The organism is Mobiluncus curtisii ATCC 43063 (genome assembly GCF_000196535.1).
Lineage (GTDB): Bacteria > Actinomycetota > Actinomycetes > Actinomycetales > Actinomycetaceae > Mobiluncus > Mobiluncus curtisii.
The window spans coordinates 1,743,374-1,757,580 of sequence record NC_014246.1; the positions used below are offsets into that span (position 1 = coordinate 1,743,374).

Genomic DNA, 14,207 nt, shown 5'->3' on the forward strand with positions numbered 1-14,207 from the left:
GCCAGGAAATAAACCGGGGGACGGGGAAGGAAAAGTTCAGATGGGGGAAGAACCGCTCCTAGAAATGCGAGACGTGACACTGCGATACGGGACACGGCAGGTGTTTTCCGGTTTGAATCTCAGGGTTCAACCGGGGCAGGTAGTCGGAATCTTGGGACAAAATGGGGCTGGCAAAACGACTCTGCTAAAGTCGGTGCTCGGTGATGTGAAGCCTGCCAACGGCATTATTTTCCGCCAAGACACCGCAAAAATTTCGTATCTTCCACAGCATGGGCGTTTCCCGAAATCTGTGCAGATTCGCGGACGGGACGTGGTGTACTTAGGGCTTGACGGAGCCAAACTGGGATTCTGGAGTTCCGCCGGCGCGCGGGATAAAGTCGAGCGGGCTTTAGCCCTGGTCGGGGCACAGAGCTACGCAGACGTACCGATTAGTGGACTTTCCGGGGGTGAGCTGCAGCGTTTGCGTATCGCAGCCGCCATCGTGGAACGTCCCGATTTGCTGCTGGTCGATGAACCCTTGGCGTCGCTTGACCTCAAACACCAAGCTGACATTGTGAAGATTTTTGATAACCTGTCATCGCAGGGCACTGCAATTCTGTTGGTCACACACGAACTGAACCCGGTGGAGAAACTGCTGGATACAGTAGTCTATATCGCCCTCGGACGAGCTGCGGTCGGCTCGGTGCCAGAAGTCATGTCCAGTGAAACTTTGTCGGCTTTATACGGTGAAGAAGTTCGCGTCGTTAACTTGGGAGGGACCTATTTCGTGGTTGGTGCCCAGAACGGGACCGATTCCGGCTTTGTAGAGGAAGCTCTGCATGGACACCATCATGCCAGCCATTTTGAATCAGCCGAGTCGCCGCACAATCCGAAGGAAGCGGGTCACTAATGGATGCAATCATCAATTTTCATGACTTCTGGCAACTGGTACCGCTGGTTCGGGAATCGCTGGTTGCAGCGGCAATTTTGGCTGTTGTTTCCGGGATTCTCAGTCCGTTGGTGCAGCTGCGAGATGCGGCTTTTGCAGTTCATGGAACGTCTGAACTATCTTTTGCCGGAGCATCCGTGGCGCTGTTCCTCGGAGCCAGTGTCACCGGGGGAGCTATCGCAGGCTCTATCGTGGCGGCACTATTAATGTCCGCAACCTACACCCGGCGCTGGGGCACAAATGCCCTTATCGGAGTGCTGCTACCGTTTGGATTGGGTATTGGGGTGCTGTTCCTAGCGCTTTACAAAGGGCGTTCTGCCAACAAATTTGGGCTCCTGACGGGTCAGATTGTGTCCGTGGATGAAAACCAGCTGACGGTATTTGCCGTTGTTGGAATCTTGGTTTTGGTCACTATAGCTTGTTTTGGGCGCCGCCTGTATTATGCAGCGGTAGATCCGGTAGTCGCTTTATCCAAAGGGGTTTCCCCTCGCGTGATGAATTTGTGTTTCATGCTTATTCTCGGTTTGGTCGTGGCGCTAGCGGTACAGATGGTGGGAGCGTTGTTGGTTTTGTCACTGCTGATTACGCCGGGGGCAGCGGCTGCGCGCATCTCAGCGAATCCACTGCGCCAGCACGCTTGGTCAGTGCTGTTTGCCCTGATTGCCGCGGAGGGAGGAATCCTGCTCTCTCTCGGACCGGGATTGCCAATTTCGCCCTATATCACCACGATTTCTTTCCTGATATTCCTGATTTGCTGGGCTGTTGGAACGCTGCGCAATCAAACCACCTGGTCACGGCGAAAACAGGGGTTGTCCTCCTGAAATCACGGGACGAGCCCCAAAACAATACCAGGACCGAAAGATCCATTCACCGCCCTTGTGCAGTGACGGAAAATGAAGCGGAATCCTAAACGATTACTTGCTCCGCAGGAGCTTTTGCGGGAGTAAAGTCCGGAGCGACTACGGCGACTGAGGTAGCTGCATCGTGAAAGGCTTGAATCTGAGCCTGAGCGATGGCTTGGTCAGGGTGTTGACCCATCTGAACCAGGTGCATCTGATGAATCCAGAACTGGCTTTCTTCGATGCGCTTAGCCCACATCTCAGCTTCCGCCTTCTTGCGTTTTTGAGTTGCCTTTTCGGCTTCGCGCAGGTGTGTCCAGCCCTCTGAAACTTTCTTTTGCGCGATTTCCAGACGCTTGCGTTTCGCTTCGGCAGCAGCTTCGCGGGCTTTTTCCATCGCCTTGCGCCGTTCAATTCGCTCTTTGCCTTCGCGTTCGATTTTTTCCTTGCGCCTCTCAGCTTCCTGTCGACCCAGCTCAGCGGCCTTGGCATACATTTTGTTAGCGTCGCTCACTGCCTGGCGAGCTTTGGCCTCAAAGCAGCGAGCGGCGGCATCATTGCCCATGTCCGCGGCGACGCGAGCCTGCATTGAATATGTCATCGCATCGGCCTCATAGCTGCGTGCCAAACTCTTGGCCTGCGCGGAATCAGCGGCAAAACCAATCGAGATGCTAGTCCCCGCGGAGGCGCCGAAATTTCGTGATTTTGTTTGTTTTTGCTTTGCCAAAGCGCGGGCGCGGGCTTGTTCCATTTCAAACTTATCGAGGGCATCCAGAGCCTTTTTGTGCTCATCGGTGAGTGTGCCATTCTTTTGGGCAAAAGAGCGAATTTCGGCACGCTGAGCCATTCCGGGAACGTAAAGATTCCGTATCCCGAAATCACGCATGGCAAACATTGTGGCCATCTCGCCCTCCGTGGCTAAATAGACTCCGGTCACTTTCCTAGCGACAGTCTCTACATCGGCAAAATGCACCAGAATTTTAGGCAATCACGCGTTTCGAGTGGCTTCTCGCGCAGGTTTCTTTAGTAAAAGAATCGTCAAAAGTTGCAGTAGCTTCGGGCGGGACCAGGTCGACTTGCTTTAGCGGGGTGGGAATGGATGGATGCAAAAGGGCGGGTAGTGTGGAATTCTTGCGGTCGGTCGGCGTGTCGGATGATTCGAACGCATGTTCGATATAATGTTTTCCACAGATGAGTTGAAAGGGACTTTTCCACAGGTGAAAAAACTTTCGATTTTTCGCTTCCGGGGTGGGGCGTAAGTTCATCTTGAGAGCTTCGGAGAGGAGCTCAACAATCACACCCGAACTATTGGGGCGGCGGAGAGCCGCGTAGATGAAAGGAATACGCAATGGCAAAAGACGAACGCGCAAAAGCGTTGCAAACTGCGCTAGGTCAGATTGATAAGCAGTTTGGCAAAGGTTCCGTGATGCGGCTGGGCGACTCGGCTGTGAACACAAATGTTTCGGTCATTCCTACGGGCTCAGTAGCCCTGGACGTGGCTTTGGGTATTGGGGGGCTTCCGCGGGGGCGCATTATTGAGATTTATGGTCCAGAATCATCCGGTAAGACCACTGTGGCTTTACACGCGGTGGCGAATGCTCAGAAGCAGGGCGGAAACGCAGCTTTCATTGATGCGGAACATGCTTTGGATCCGGTTTATGCGCAAAAGCTCGGTGTTGACATTGACAATCTGCTGGTCAGCCAACCCGACACCGGAGAGCAAGCGCTAGAAATTGCGGATATGTTGATTCGCAGTGGTGGTCTGGACATCATCGTCATTGACTCGGTCGCGGCTCTGGTGCCGAAGGCTGAAATCGAAGGGGATATGGGGGATTCCCACGTGGGCTTGCAGGCTCGTTTGATGAGCCAAGCGCTGCGAAAGATTACCGGAGCGCTGTCGGCTACGGGTACTACCGCAATTTTTATTAACCAGTTGCGCGAAAAGATTGGTGTGTTCTTTGGCTCTCCCGAAACCACGACCGGCGGGAAAGCGTTGAAGTTCTACGCATCGGTACGTATCGACGTGCGCCGGATTGAGACGCTGAAAGAAAATGGGGACGCCGTCGGCAACCGAACTCGTGCCAAGATCGTGAAGAATAAGATGGCGCCGCCTTTCCGCCAAGCGGAATTCGACATCATGTATGGTCAGGGCATTTCCCGTGAGGGTGGTCTGATTGACCTGGGGGTGGACTCAGGCATTGTGACGAAATCGGGTTCTTGGTTTACCTACGGCGAAATGCAGTTGGGTCAAGGAAAAGAGAACGTGCGAAAGTTCTTGGTGGATAACCCCGAGCTTAGTGCCGAAATTGAAGACAAGATTCTCATTGCTTTAGGTGTGCGTGAGGACCCGAATGCGGAATCGCAACCGGAGTCTGCCGCGAGCCAGAAACTCGCTGTCGTGATGGACGATGAAGCTGCAGATAAAGGTGCATCCGCCAAGAAAGTTCAAAAAGCCTCATGAGTTTACGGGTAGTGGACGCGGCGGCGGATGCCGCCGCGGAAGCTGGTTTGTCCCTGCTGGATCGCAGGGCAGTCACTGAGTCACAGATGCGCGACTATCTCGCTGCCAAAGGATTCGGCGAGACGGCTATTGATGACGTAGTGGCAGCTTTCGCTGCCCGTGGGTGGCTCAATGACCGCGACTACACCGTGGAATTCTTACGCCAACGTTGCCGGCGTCCAGGAATGTCACGAGCGAAGTTGGTTGCGGATTTGGAAAAGCGTGGGTTAGATACGCAATCAATCACCGCGGGCATAGCGGCTTTGGACGCTGAGGATCCAGAATGGGAAACAGAAAACGCCCGGACCATGCTAGAGAGCAAACTTGCGGCAGCGCGGCGGGGCTTAGATTTGAGCAATTTTGAGGATTTCCGGAAGCTGAAAGCTAAGCTGTGGCGCTATGTGGCGACACGTGGATTTTCCACAGCGCTTGCCACCACAGTAGTTAATGCTGTGCTGGACGATTTGAAAGCGGACGGTCTGAGTTGACGAGGGGTGGAACCTGGAGGGACGAAACGATGAGTGAGGCAGTACCGGTTGATGATTTAGCTACCAAGGCGTTGGGGAAACTCACTGAGAGAGGGATGTCGATTTCTTGTGCGGAATCACTGACCGGGGGTCTGCTGGCAGATGCCTTTGTCAGGATTCCCGGAGCTTCCCAAACATTTCGCGGCGGAGTGGTGACCTATACCAATGAGATGAAAACCGCGGTACTGAGTGTGAGCTCTGAGCTGCTGCGAACTAACACCGCGTATGACCCCCAGGTTGCACAGCAGATGAGCACTGCGGTACGAGAGATGTTTCACTCTGATTTTGCGTTGTCTACCACCGGAGTTGCAGGTCCTGGTCCGGATGAAGGCGTGGCACCGGGGAAAGGGTTTGTCAGTCTGACCACGCCACAGGGGACGGAAGTGCAAGCGATAGACCAGCCTGGCACTCGTGCCGAAATCCGCGTGGCTTTTGTACGGGCAGCCTTGGAGTTACTGGTGTCTTATCTCGGCTGAGGATTCCAGACCTGGCGCCGGTCGTGGCAGACGTCGAAGGTTGCGTTAGATAGCGAAAGTGACGGGCGCAAGCGGCATGACATAAAATGAGCCGGTGATGGATACTCCGCGAACATACCTGGTGAAAACGCTGGGCTGCCAGATGAACGAACACGACTCGGAACGCATGGCAGGTCTGCTTGATGCTGCCGGCTGGGTGCCGGTTGCTGAGGTTCCGCAAAAAGCTGCACGAGCCACCAATGCCGGAGACGGTGGGGCTGACTTGGTCGTTTTAAATACCTGTTCGGTACGTGAGGCTGCTGGTACGAAACTCTATGGTCATTTGGGACAGCTGGCAGATGTGAAACGTAACCGCCCCGGAATGATGATTGCAGTGGGCGGATGCTTCGCACAGCAGGAAGGCTCGAAAATCATTGATCGGGCGCCGTGGGTGGATGCAGTCTTTGGGACGCATAATATCGATGCCCTTCCGGTACTGCTGAAACGGGCTGAACATAACCAAGAGGCCGCGGTGGAAATCGAGGAGAGCCTGAAAGTATTCCCCTCCGTCCTGCCTGCGCATCGGCAGTCTCCGGCTTCGGCTTGGGTATCCATCTCGGTAGGTTGCAACAACACCTGTACTTTTTGCATCGTGCCCTCCCTGCGGGGGCGGGAACGGGATCGTAATCCCGCCGACATCGTGGCGGAGGTCAAAGCGGTAGTAGACGCAGGTGCCTTGGAAGTTACCCTTTTGGGACAAAACGTAAACAGTTACGGAATGAGCTTCGGAAGGCGCGGCGCATTTGCAGATTTATTGCGAGAAGTCGGAAAAACGCCGGGATTGGAGCGTCTCCGGTTTACTTCTCCGCATCCCGCTGCCTTTACCGAGGAAGTTATCGCGGCAATGGCGGAAACTCCAACAGTAATGCCATCGCTACACTTCCCGCTGCAATCTGGTTCGGACCGAATCTTGCGGCAGATGCGGCGTTCCTACCGGTCGGAACGATTTTTAAGGATTCTGCGGGAAGTCAGGTCAGCGATACCGGAAGCTGCTATTACCACAGATGTTATCGTCGGTTTTCCCGGAGAAACCGAAGTTGATTTCCAAGACACGCTTGACGTTCTCAGCGAGGCGCGGTTCCAAGCCGCGTTTACATTCATTTATTCACGCCGACCCGGCACCCCTGCTGCCGACCGAGACGACCAGGTGGATCCGGAAATTGTAGCGCAACGCTACCAACGACTTTTGGAACTGCAAGAAAAAATCACCTTGGAGGAAAACGAAAAACAAGAGGGTCGGATCGTGGAAGTCCTGGTCACTGCGGGCGGTCGCAAAGACGAAGCCACTGCTCGAATGAGCGGACGCGCCCAGGACAATCGTCTGGTTCACTTTGCAGTTCCGCAAGGTATCAAAGTTCGTCCTGGAGACTTCGTGACGGTTCGTGTGACCCACGGCGCGCCGCATCACCTCGTGGCAGATTCCGCCCTCATTCCGGATGGCGAATTCACCGTACGTCCTACTCACGCCGGAGATTTGTGGGAAGTGGCGCATCTCGAAAAACCTCGTGGCACCCTCTTGGGAATCCCCGGTATTAAGTCGGGATTGGCAAAATAGGAACTTAACCGTGATTGTGGCGATTGTGGGTCCGACTGCTACGGGAAAAAGTAACCTGGGGTTGGATTTCGCGCAGCGAATGTCCCATGACCCGGAGTTAAACGCCAGATTTCCGGGCGGGGCAGAGATTATTAGTGCGGATGCTTTTCAGCTGTATCGAGGCATGGACATAGGCACTGCCAAAACTCCGGAATCTGAACGTCAGGGAATTCCACATCATCAGATAGACGTGCTCTGGCCCGATGCGGAAGCATCGGTGGCGGCTTACCAGAAATATGCTCGCGCCGACGTGGCAGAGATTCAATCTCGCGGAGCTTTGCCTCTGGTAGTGGGTGGTAGCGGACTGTACGTGCGAGCATTGCTGGATGTGCTGGAGTTTCCTCCCACCGACCCCGCGGTTCGCGCTAGATGGGAGGCGCAAGCGGAACAGCTCGGAGCGAGACAACTTCATGGAATCTTGCAGCGCCAGGACCCGAAAGCAGCCGAAACCATTGAGCCGCTCAATGCGCGTCGCCTGGTCAGGGCCTTGGAAGTCATGGAAATTACCGGGCGTCCATTTTCCGCGACTTTGCCGCGCGGGGAATACTGGCAGCCTGACACCCACGTGTTTTACCTGACGCGAAAACTTGATGAACTGGACGAACGTATCAACGCGCGTTCGCGTGAAATGTTTAGCCAAGGACTGCTTGAGGAAACGGCACGACTCGCTGCCGACCGGGTTCACCCCTGGGGCATCACCGCGCAAAAGGCCACCGGGTACAGCCAGGCTCTGGCGGTGCTGCGCGGGGAGATGACGGTGGAGGACGGTATCGCTGCCACTGCGCTAGCGACTCGGCAGCTGTCTCGGCGACAAATCAAGTGGTTCCGCCGCGACAAGCGGACGGTGGAAATGACCTGGAATCAAACTGGCTTAGAGGAACAGAGCCGGGGCTTTTTTGCGCAGGTTCGCAGCCAGATTCTGGGTCACTGACATTCCTGCCACAATTTCCGTGTCTAACTGGCGTTCGCTCAAACCTTCACCTACGGAAACCAAATAATCAAAACGCAGATAGGGCTGGGTTCGCATCCCCAGAACCGAAGTTACGCCCAAGGCGTTACAGGTATTTAACTCATTGATGGCAGTAAACAAGTTTTCGGCAAGAAACGGTTGCCCCAACTCAACCAGCAGGGATGTGGACAGCCAGGTATCCTCCCCAAATATCCGCAAAACTATCAAGTCATCCGAATCGCGCAGGCGCAGCACCGTGCCGTCACGGTACACTCGCAGGTTAAGGCGGGCTGCTGCCTGAGCTACCGAGTCCACGCTGACCGGTGCAGTGAGAGAATTATCCGAAAACCCCGGAACGATCTGAATAACGTTTTGCTTCGGGAGCAGAAGATGATGGGAAAAGTCCTTTTCCGCATTCTGGTTGCAGGGAAAATCCGCTTCCACGCCAGAAAAGAAACGTTCAGCCATAATCAAAGCCAGCAGCAGATGGGCTTCTAACTGCTGGTCGCCCATACCGACTGCGACCTGGACACTCGTTTGAGCGCAGAGGTGATAGTGATTATCGTGCAAAAAAGTCACTACTCGAGGACCGACCGCCTCGCGATTGTGGTGCAGGATGTAAGGCAGCAGCCGGGAACGTTCGTGGATAGAAACTCTGGCTCGCCAAACCGAGCGCACGCGCAAAATTCCCGACACCAAGTCAATATAACTGGTGGCGGTCGCGCCAGGTATCATCACTGTGCGCCTAGAGTCGTAAACGTCCACAACATAACTGCGAGAAACGCCGTCTAGAGCTTCGCAGATACGGTCTAGTGTCACCACCCGCGGACGTTGAGCGGTCAGCTGCGGCATACATAAATGTTACGGGGCACGCTCTTGCTTTGGGGTAAAAACGGGGACGCGATTAATTTCGCGCCGCGTAAAGTCATAATTTTCTAGGAAAGTGGGCATTTCGCGGGAATACCGGAGCGGGAATGTAATTACCTAAGTCTGCAGGGAGGACGCATTTTCCAGGAATCTTTGGGGCGATGTCAAGCACTGCGACGCAGCTGCAGTACCCGGAATCCTTTCGATGACGCGATTTTTTCCCCGATCCAGCCGTGCTCATTGAGATATGCCAGGAACGGATCGGATCCCAGGTTGCGTCCCATCACCAGGTAAGCAACCCCCTCGGGCTTCAGGCGAGTTCGCCAAGCCTCCCACATGGCGTGTAGTGCCATTTTGCCCACGCGCACCGGCGGGTTCGACCAAATCACATCTACAGAGTTTGGTCCCAATGCGGCAAAAGCGTCAGCTTCACTCAGCACTTGGATATTGTGCAGTCCGTTTGCGGTCGCATTTGCTCTGGTCAGTTCCAGGGCGCGGGCGTTTACATCCACGGCGTAAACCTGAGCGGAGGGACACTCGGCGGCTAAAGTCAATGCTAACGGTCCCCATCCGCAGCCCACGTCGACCAAAACTCCGGAACCACCCAGCTCTTGTGAGGGAGGCAGAGGGGGAACCTTGCGCAACAATACCGCGGTGCCCTTGTCCAAACCTTGTCCGGAAAAAACTCCATGCGCAGTCGTGACGCGAAAATCACGACCGGCTAGAGAAACCGTTAGTTCCCGAACGGAACCCTTGGAATGGGGGGTGGATGCGAAATAGTGCTCGCCGGCAGGCTGCGAACTCAAGGGACCTCCTAACTTGTCTCAGAAAAGTTTAGCGACCACGTGGCTAATTAACGAAGTGAGTACACTAACAATCAGCCCCAGCAAGAACGCCCCCAAAATGCTGTGCGTAAAGAAAAATAGGCAAGCGCCCGCGCCCAAGGCGGAAAGCACGAACTCAATCATCCACTCCAACAGTTGCGGAATACTCAGACGTGCTGCCACGACTTGTGCCGCTTCGTCCAAAACGACTAGAACTATGGTGACCAGGATTGCCAGACCGAGAAAGGACCAAAAATCTTCAAAAATAATCGCGATTTCTTGCGGACCCCACCCGGAGAGTAACAGCACGCACAGAGTGGGAATCATTAACACCAGCAAATTTCCCAGCAATTGTGCCCCGATATTGGCGATTTCCACCGGCGAGCGTAAGTTTGCTGATTCGACAGACCGACCCGAAGCTACATGAGGGCGTTCCGGGTGTTGCGAAACTAGACGTGAAGTGCCTGCAATAATGGGTTTTTGCGCTGCTCTTGAAGGATTGGACGCACCAGCGGTGCCGGGCTTGTCCGCAGGCTTATCGTGTTTTATTGGGGGAGATGAAGCGGGGGTGCCAGGTTCGGGATAGACAGTCTGATCTGCGGTCGTTCCCGCAGCTGGTGATGTAGCGGAGTTTTCTGCAGCAGGGCGTGTCGAAGAATCTGTTTCGGCAGGATGCGCGGAATCCGTGGGGGTTCTATCGGGGGTGGAGTCAATGACCTTCGGCTTAGTTCGGCGCAGTCTTTCGGGAACCATAATGGTGGAATCGAGCTCAGCAGCTTCGAGGATAATTTCTTCCTCGGGGCGCCAGTCAGGCACATTGAACAAGGATTTGTGGCGCTTCTTGAGGCGATCGTCGGTGGGGCTGGGGACGGGAGCCGTGCGTGGAAGCGACTGACCAAATGGGGAGACACGCCGAACCGACGGAGCATCGAAATTTTCGTCTCCGGGGTCCGTTGTATCCTTTAAAACCAAAGCTCAAACCTTTACTTGCATGGGCTAGGAGATACCCTAAATTCTAGGCGGAAGGACTATAACTTGCAGGAAAACACGGAGGATTACCCGAACTTGGATTTCCTTTTGCCCGCTGCTGTGCCGCCGGCGGGAGGGGAGCCCGAGTCCGACATGGCATCATGGTCTCAGCTCGACACTGCTGAGCAAGCCCAGCGATGGGCTGATCGCTATGCCTTGGGGCGGGTAGAATCTATTGGCTCCGAGCTGCAGGACATTAGTGAGGTCGAGTACCGTGAGGTTCGCCTAGAAAAAGTCATCGTGGTGGGGATTTTTGCCGCCGACCGAGACGAGGCTGAGCTGTCTCTGCAAGAGCTTGCTGCCTTGGCGAAAACGGCGGGAGCCGTCGTGCTTGCCGGGTTGTTGCAGCGGCGTGATAAGCCTGACGTGGCAACTTTCTTGGGACGGGGAAAAGCCCACGAGCTGCAAACTCAGGTTGCTACTCTAGGGGCAGACACGGTCATCGTTGATGATGAGTTAGCCCCCAGTCAACGTCGCGCCCTGGAGGACGTGGTGAAAGTTAAGGTCATCGACCGCACTGCCCTCATTTTGGATATTTTTGCCCAGCACGCTACCTCACGGGAAGGTAAAGCCCAGGTGGAGCTGGCACAGCTGGAATACTTGCTGCCGCGGCTGCGCGGTTGGGGTGAATCAATGAGCCGGCAAGCCGGGGGACGCGCTGCCGCGGGAGATGGTATCGGCGCTCGTGGTCCGGGCGAAACCAAAATTGAGCTCGACAGGCGTCGAATTCGGTCCCGGATGGCAAGACTACGGCGCAATCTGAAGGCTTTGGCTCCGACCCGGGAGGCCAAACGAGCCAGTCGTAAAGCGGGAGGAATACCCGCGGTCGCGATTGTGGGGTACACCAATGCTGGTAAGTCCTCGTTGCTGAATCGTTTGGCAGGGGCTAATCTGCTGGTGCATGATGCCCTGTTCGCCACTCTTGATCCCAGTGTACGTCGGGCGCATACTCCCGAGGGGCGGGAATATACCCTGGCGGATACGGTTGGGTTCGTGAGACGTCTGCCCACCGAGCTGGTTGAGGCGTTTCGTTCCACTTTGGAAGAAACCGCCATGGCTGATTTGATTTTGCATGTTGTGGATGGTTCTAACCCGGATCCGATGGCGCAGGTTGCGGCGGTGGATGCCACTCTGGAACTTGTGGAGGGTATCGAGGAGATTCCCGTGATGATGGTGGTAAACAAAATCGATCAGGCTTCGGCTCCCGCCCTCGCGTTGCTGCGTCATTCCTTACCAGAGGCATACTATGTTTCCGCCCGGACTGGGGAAGGCATCGAAGCTCTGCAGCAATCCATCGCTGACCGTCTACCGTGGCCGGGGCAACGAGTCCGGGTGGTGGTGAAGTGGGAAAACACGGGTCTGCTGGAACGAATATATCGTGACGGCAAACTTTTGACTCGTCAGAACCGTGCAGACGGCACTTTCATAGACGCTTGGGTGCCTCCGGCTTTGGGGGCAAAACTGTTAAATCAAGCAATGGAAGATGATTGCGGTACCAGCGAGGGAGACGACAGTGGCGCCAACGAGAGATGACGAGACGGCGGTCGACCCGACTGCTTCGGGGGATTCTTTTGCTGGTTATATTCCCAGTTCAGAGCTGCAAAAGGCGCTTACTGCGGCGGTGTCTCTATTGGGAGGAAGTGAACGACCAGGACAGGCTGCGATGGCAGCTGCGGTGGAACGAACACTGCATTCAGGCGGAAAATTAGCAGTTCAGGCTGGGACTGGGACCGGAAAATCTCTGGGATATTTACTGCCGGCGTTGTTGTACTGCCTGCACGAGGACGCACGCGTGGTGATTTCTACTGCAACTTTGGCTCTGCAAAGCCAAATTATTACTAAAGATGCCCCCCTGGCGGTGGAAGCGGTGCAAAATGTTACCGGTTCTGCCCTGCGTGTGGAGGTCCTCAAAGGCTGGCAAAACTATGTCTGCCTGCACAAATTGAACGGTGGATATGAAGGGAGCGAGGACGATTTGTTCTCCACCATGGAAGATTCCCCGTTTTCTGGGATTGCCGGAAGTGGCGAGACCACGGCGGGACCGGGGGCGAGAACCACACGCCAAATGCAGGGATTTGCTGCTGAAACGAAAAGACTCTACGAGTGGGCTCGGGAAACGACGACCGGGGATCGAGATGAAGCTCCGCGCGGTATCACCGCCCGATCCTGGCGGCAGGTTTCCCTGTCCAGCTTGGAATGTGTCGGCGAAAAATGCCCGTTTCGTTCCGAATGCTTTCAAGTTTCAGCTCGCGATAAGGCAGCGCAGGCGCAGATTGTTGTAACTAACCACGCCATGATTGGTCTGGAGGCTGCCGGAAAACAGAATCCCTTACCCCCGTGTGAGGCCATCATCATTGACGAGGCTCATGAGCTATCCGAGAGGGTACGTTCCCAGGCATCCACTGAGTTCAGTGCCAATATGTTGGCCAGCTGTGCCAAAGCAGCAGCCAGTTTGGGGGTTTCCGGTAGCGAGGAACTCGCGCAGCAAGCCATCATGCTAGGCGTGGCACTGCAGAATTTGGAAGATAGCCGTTTCACGGAAATGCCCGCGGCGGTAGCGGAATGCCGGATGCTGGCCCTGTCACCCCTGAAAACTGCCCTGACAGAATTAAGCGCGAAAGCCGGAGCTGACACAGAATCCACCGGAGGGCAACGCGCGGATGCAGCCAAGATTGCTGTCGCGAAAGCCGCACTGACCAGCCTGTTAGATACGCTTGAGACGATGACCCCAGAATCTGTTGCGAACGGGGAAACGATTCTGTGGCTGACTCGGGGACGTGATGGCGACCAAGAACCCCGGCTGTACACCGCTCCCTTGGATGTGGCGGGAAAGCTCGCGAATCGATTGTGGAATGAACACGCCATCATCGCGACCTCTGCCACGCTCAAGTTAGGGGGTACCTTTGCGCCGCTCATGCACAAGATGGGTTTGCAGCTCGACACTCCGAAGCCGGAGACGTTAGACGTCGGTTCTCCATTCCGTCACGATCGTCAAGGAATTTTGTACCTGGCACGGGACTTACCGGCTCCCACGCGGGGGGAGCACCCCGACGTGTTCTGGAATCGACTGGTCGACTTGGTGGAAGCCTCGGGGGGTGGGGCATTGGGACTGTTTTCCTCACGCAAGATGGCAGAGCGCGCTGGGGAAGTGCTCAGAGAACGTACCGATTTGCCCATCATGGTCCAAGGTGAGGATTCTATGGCAGCCCTGGTCAAGGATATGCGCGAAGACGCCTCCGCCTGTTTAATGGGCACTCTCTCCCTGTGGCAGGGGGTGGATTTACCCGGCAATACGTGCCGTTTAGTGTTGATTGACCGCATCCCCTTCCCGGTGCCCAGCGACCCGGTAATCGAGGCGCGCTGTGACGCGGTTAAACGTGCTGGGGGCAGCGACTTCATGGAAGTCTCCCTGACACATGCCGCCCTGTTGCTGGCGCAGGGAACCGGGCGGCTGCTGCGTTCAGCCACGGATCGCGGGGTAGTCGCGGTGTTGGATTCACGCTTGGCGACTGCGCGGTACGGAGGATTTTTGCGAGCCTCCTTGCCACCCTTGTGGCCTACGGAAGACTCTCAGGTAGTGTTGGACGCTTTGCGACGACTACAAAAGCAAGTTCCCTAGAGCGGGCTGCGACCCA

At 55.6% G+C, this 14,207-nt stretch carries 14 protein-coding genes; 9 read left to right on the top strand and 5 right to left on the bottom strand.

Annotation, left to right across the window (positions count from 1 at the left end; translation table 11 throughout):
- Positions 1-40: 40 nt before the first annotated feature.
- Entirely contained in the window at positions 41-889 is an 849-nt protein-coding gene (locus HMPREF0573_RS07570) for a metal ABC transporter ATP-binding protein (protein ID WP_004006948.1), read from the top strand.
- Positions 889-1,749 (top strand): metal ABC transporter permease, encoded by an 861-nt coding sequence (locus HMPREF0573_RS07575; RefSeq protein ID WP_004006947.1) that lies wholly within the window; start codon positions 889-891, stop codon positions 1,747-1,749. The genes HMPREF0573_RS07570 and HMPREF0573_RS07575 overlap by 1 nt, the downstream gene beginning before the upstream one ends.
- 85 nt (positions 1,750-1,834) lie before the next feature.
- Here HMPREF0573_RS07575 and HMPREF0573_RS07580 read toward each other — a convergent pair whose 3' ends face one another.
- Together HMPREF0573_RS07580 and HMPREF0573_RS07585 are read right to left on the bottom strand one after the other, a co-directional pair.
- Positions 1,835-2,755, bottom strand: coding sequence for a hypothetical protein (locus tag HMPREF0573_RS07580; RefSeq protein WP_004006946.1), 921 nt, complete (start codon positions 2,753-2,755; stop codon positions 1,835-1,837).
- Entirely contained in the window at positions 2,748-3,065 is a 318-nt protein-coding gene (locus HMPREF0573_RS07585) for a hypothetical protein (protein WP_236589624.1), read from the bottom strand. The genes HMPREF0573_RS07580 and HMPREF0573_RS07585 overlap by 8 nt, the downstream gene beginning before the upstream one ends.
- A 50-nt stretch (positions 3,066-3,115) precedes the next feature.
- On the opposite strand from HMPREF0573_RS07585, the gene recA reads away from it, so the two are divergent.
- From recA to miaA, 5 genes are all read left to right on the top strand, one after another.
- Positions 3,116-4,228 carry a recombinase RecA gene (gene recA, locus HMPREF0573_RS07590; protein ID WP_004006944.1) on the top strand — a complete coding sequence of 371 codons (1,113 nt, stop codon included), beginning with the start codon at positions 3,116-3,118 and terminating at the stop codon, positions 4,226-4,228.
- On the top strand, positions 4,225-4,755 hold the full coding sequence (locus HMPREF0573_RS07595; protein ID WP_013189466.1) for a regulatory protein RecX: 531 nt from the start codon (positions 4,225-4,227) through the stop codon (positions 4,753-4,755). Before recA ends, HMPREF0573_RS07595 begins: the two co-directional genes overlap by 4 nt.
- A gap of 29 nt (positions 4,756-4,784) precedes the next feature.
- Positions 4,785-5,270, top strand: coding sequence for a CinA family protein (locus HMPREF0573_RS07600; protein ID WP_004010757.1), 486 nt, complete (start codon positions 4,785-4,787; stop codon positions 5,268-5,270).
- 97 nt (positions 5,271-5,367) lie between these two features.
- The gene (miaB, locus tag HMPREF0573_RS07605; protein ID WP_013189467.1) at positions 5,368-6,864 is read left to right on the top strand and encodes a tRNA (N6-isopentenyl adenosine(37)-C2)-methylthiotransferase MiaB; all 1,497 of its coding nucleotides are present in this window, start codon (positions 5,368-5,370) and stop codon (positions 6,862-6,864) included.
- A gap of 10 nt (positions 6,865-6,874) precedes the next feature.
- Positions 6,875-7,834 (top strand): tRNA (adenosine(37)-N6)-dimethylallyltransferase MiaA, encoded by a 960-nt coding sequence (gene miaA / locus HMPREF0573_RS07610; protein ID WP_013189468.1) that lies wholly within the window; start codon positions 6,875-6,877, stop codon positions 7,832-7,834.
- On the opposite strand, the gene HMPREF0573_RS07615 is transcribed toward miaA, so the two are convergent.
- The 3 genes from HMPREF0573_RS07615 to HMPREF0573_RS07625 form a co-directional block, all read right to left on the bottom strand.
- Positions 7,775-8,704: a hypothetical protein gene (locus tag HMPREF0573_RS07615; protein WP_236589622.1), complete on the bottom strand. Its 930-nt coding sequence runs from the start codon at positions 8,702-8,704 to the stop codon at positions 7,775-7,777. The two genes, miaA and HMPREF0573_RS07615, sit on opposite strands and share 60 nt — an antisense overlap.
- A gap of 179 nt (positions 8,705-8,883) precedes the next feature.
- Positions 8,884-9,525 (bottom strand): class I SAM-dependent methyltransferase, encoded by a 642-nt coding sequence (locus HMPREF0573_RS07620; RefSeq protein ID WP_041798038.1) that lies wholly within the window; start codon positions 9,523-9,525, stop codon positions 8,884-8,886.
- Between the two features lie 18 nt (positions 9,526-9,543).
- Complete coding sequence (locus tag HMPREF0573_RS07625) at positions 9,544-10,515, bottom strand: hypothetical protein (RefSeq protein WP_013189471.1); 972 nt, start codon at positions 10,513-10,515, stop codon at positions 9,544-9,546.
- A 15-nt stretch (positions 10,516-10,530) separates the two neighbouring features.
- Here HMPREF0573_RS07625 and hflX point away from each other — a divergent pair, with 15 nt between their 5' ends.
- Together hflX and HMPREF0573_RS07635 are read left to right on the top strand one after the other, a co-directional pair.
- Positions 10,531-12,105, top strand: a complete 1,575-nt coding sequence (gene hflX / locus HMPREF0573_RS07630) for a GTPase HflX (RefSeq protein ID WP_013189472.1) — start codon at positions 10,531-10,533, stop codon at positions 12,103-12,105.
- Positions 12,056-14,191, top strand: a complete 2,136-nt coding sequence (locus tag HMPREF0573_RS07635) for an ATP-dependent DNA helicase (protein ID WP_013189473.1) — start codon at positions 12,056-12,058, stop codon at positions 14,189-14,191. Before hflX ends, HMPREF0573_RS07635 begins: the two co-directional genes overlap by 50 nt.
- The last annotated feature ends 16 nt before the right edge of the window (positions 14,192-14,207 follow it).

Excerpts from the sequence above, each read along its gene's own strand:
- HMPREF0573_RS07615 (WP_236589622.1), bottom strand. The coding sequence starts at position 8,704 with ATGCCGCAGCTGACCGCTCAACGTCCGCGGGTGGTGACACTAGACCGT.
- HMPREF0573_RS07600 (WP_004010757.1), top strand. The coding sequence starts at position 4,785 with ATGAGTGAGGCAGTACCGGTTGATGATTTAGCTACCAAGGCGTTGGGG.
- HMPREF0573_RS07595 (WP_013189466.1), top strand. The coding sequence starts at position 4,225 with ATGAGTTTACGGGTAGTGGACGCGGCGGCGGATGCCGCCGCGGAAGCT.
- HMPREF0573_RS07575 (WP_004006947.1), top strand. The coding sequence starts at position 889 with ATGGATGCAATCATCAATTTTCATGACTTCTGGCAACTGGTACCGCTG.
- HMPREF0573_RS07570 (WP_004006948.1), top strand. The coding sequence starts at position 41 with ATGGGGGAAGAACCGCTCCTAGAAATGCGAGACGTGACACTGCGATAC.
- recA (WP_004006944.1), top strand. The coding sequence starts at position 3,116 with ATGGCAAAAGACGAACGCGCAAAAGCGTTGCAAACTGCGCTAGGTCAG.
- miaB (WP_013189467.1), top strand. The coding sequence starts at position 5,368 with ATGGATACTCCGCGAACATACCTGGTGAAAACGCTGGGCTGCCAGATG.
- HMPREF0573_RS07635 (WP_013189473.1), top strand. The coding sequence starts at position 12,056 with ATGATTGCGGTACCAGCGAGGGAGACGACAGTGGCGCCAACGAGAGAT.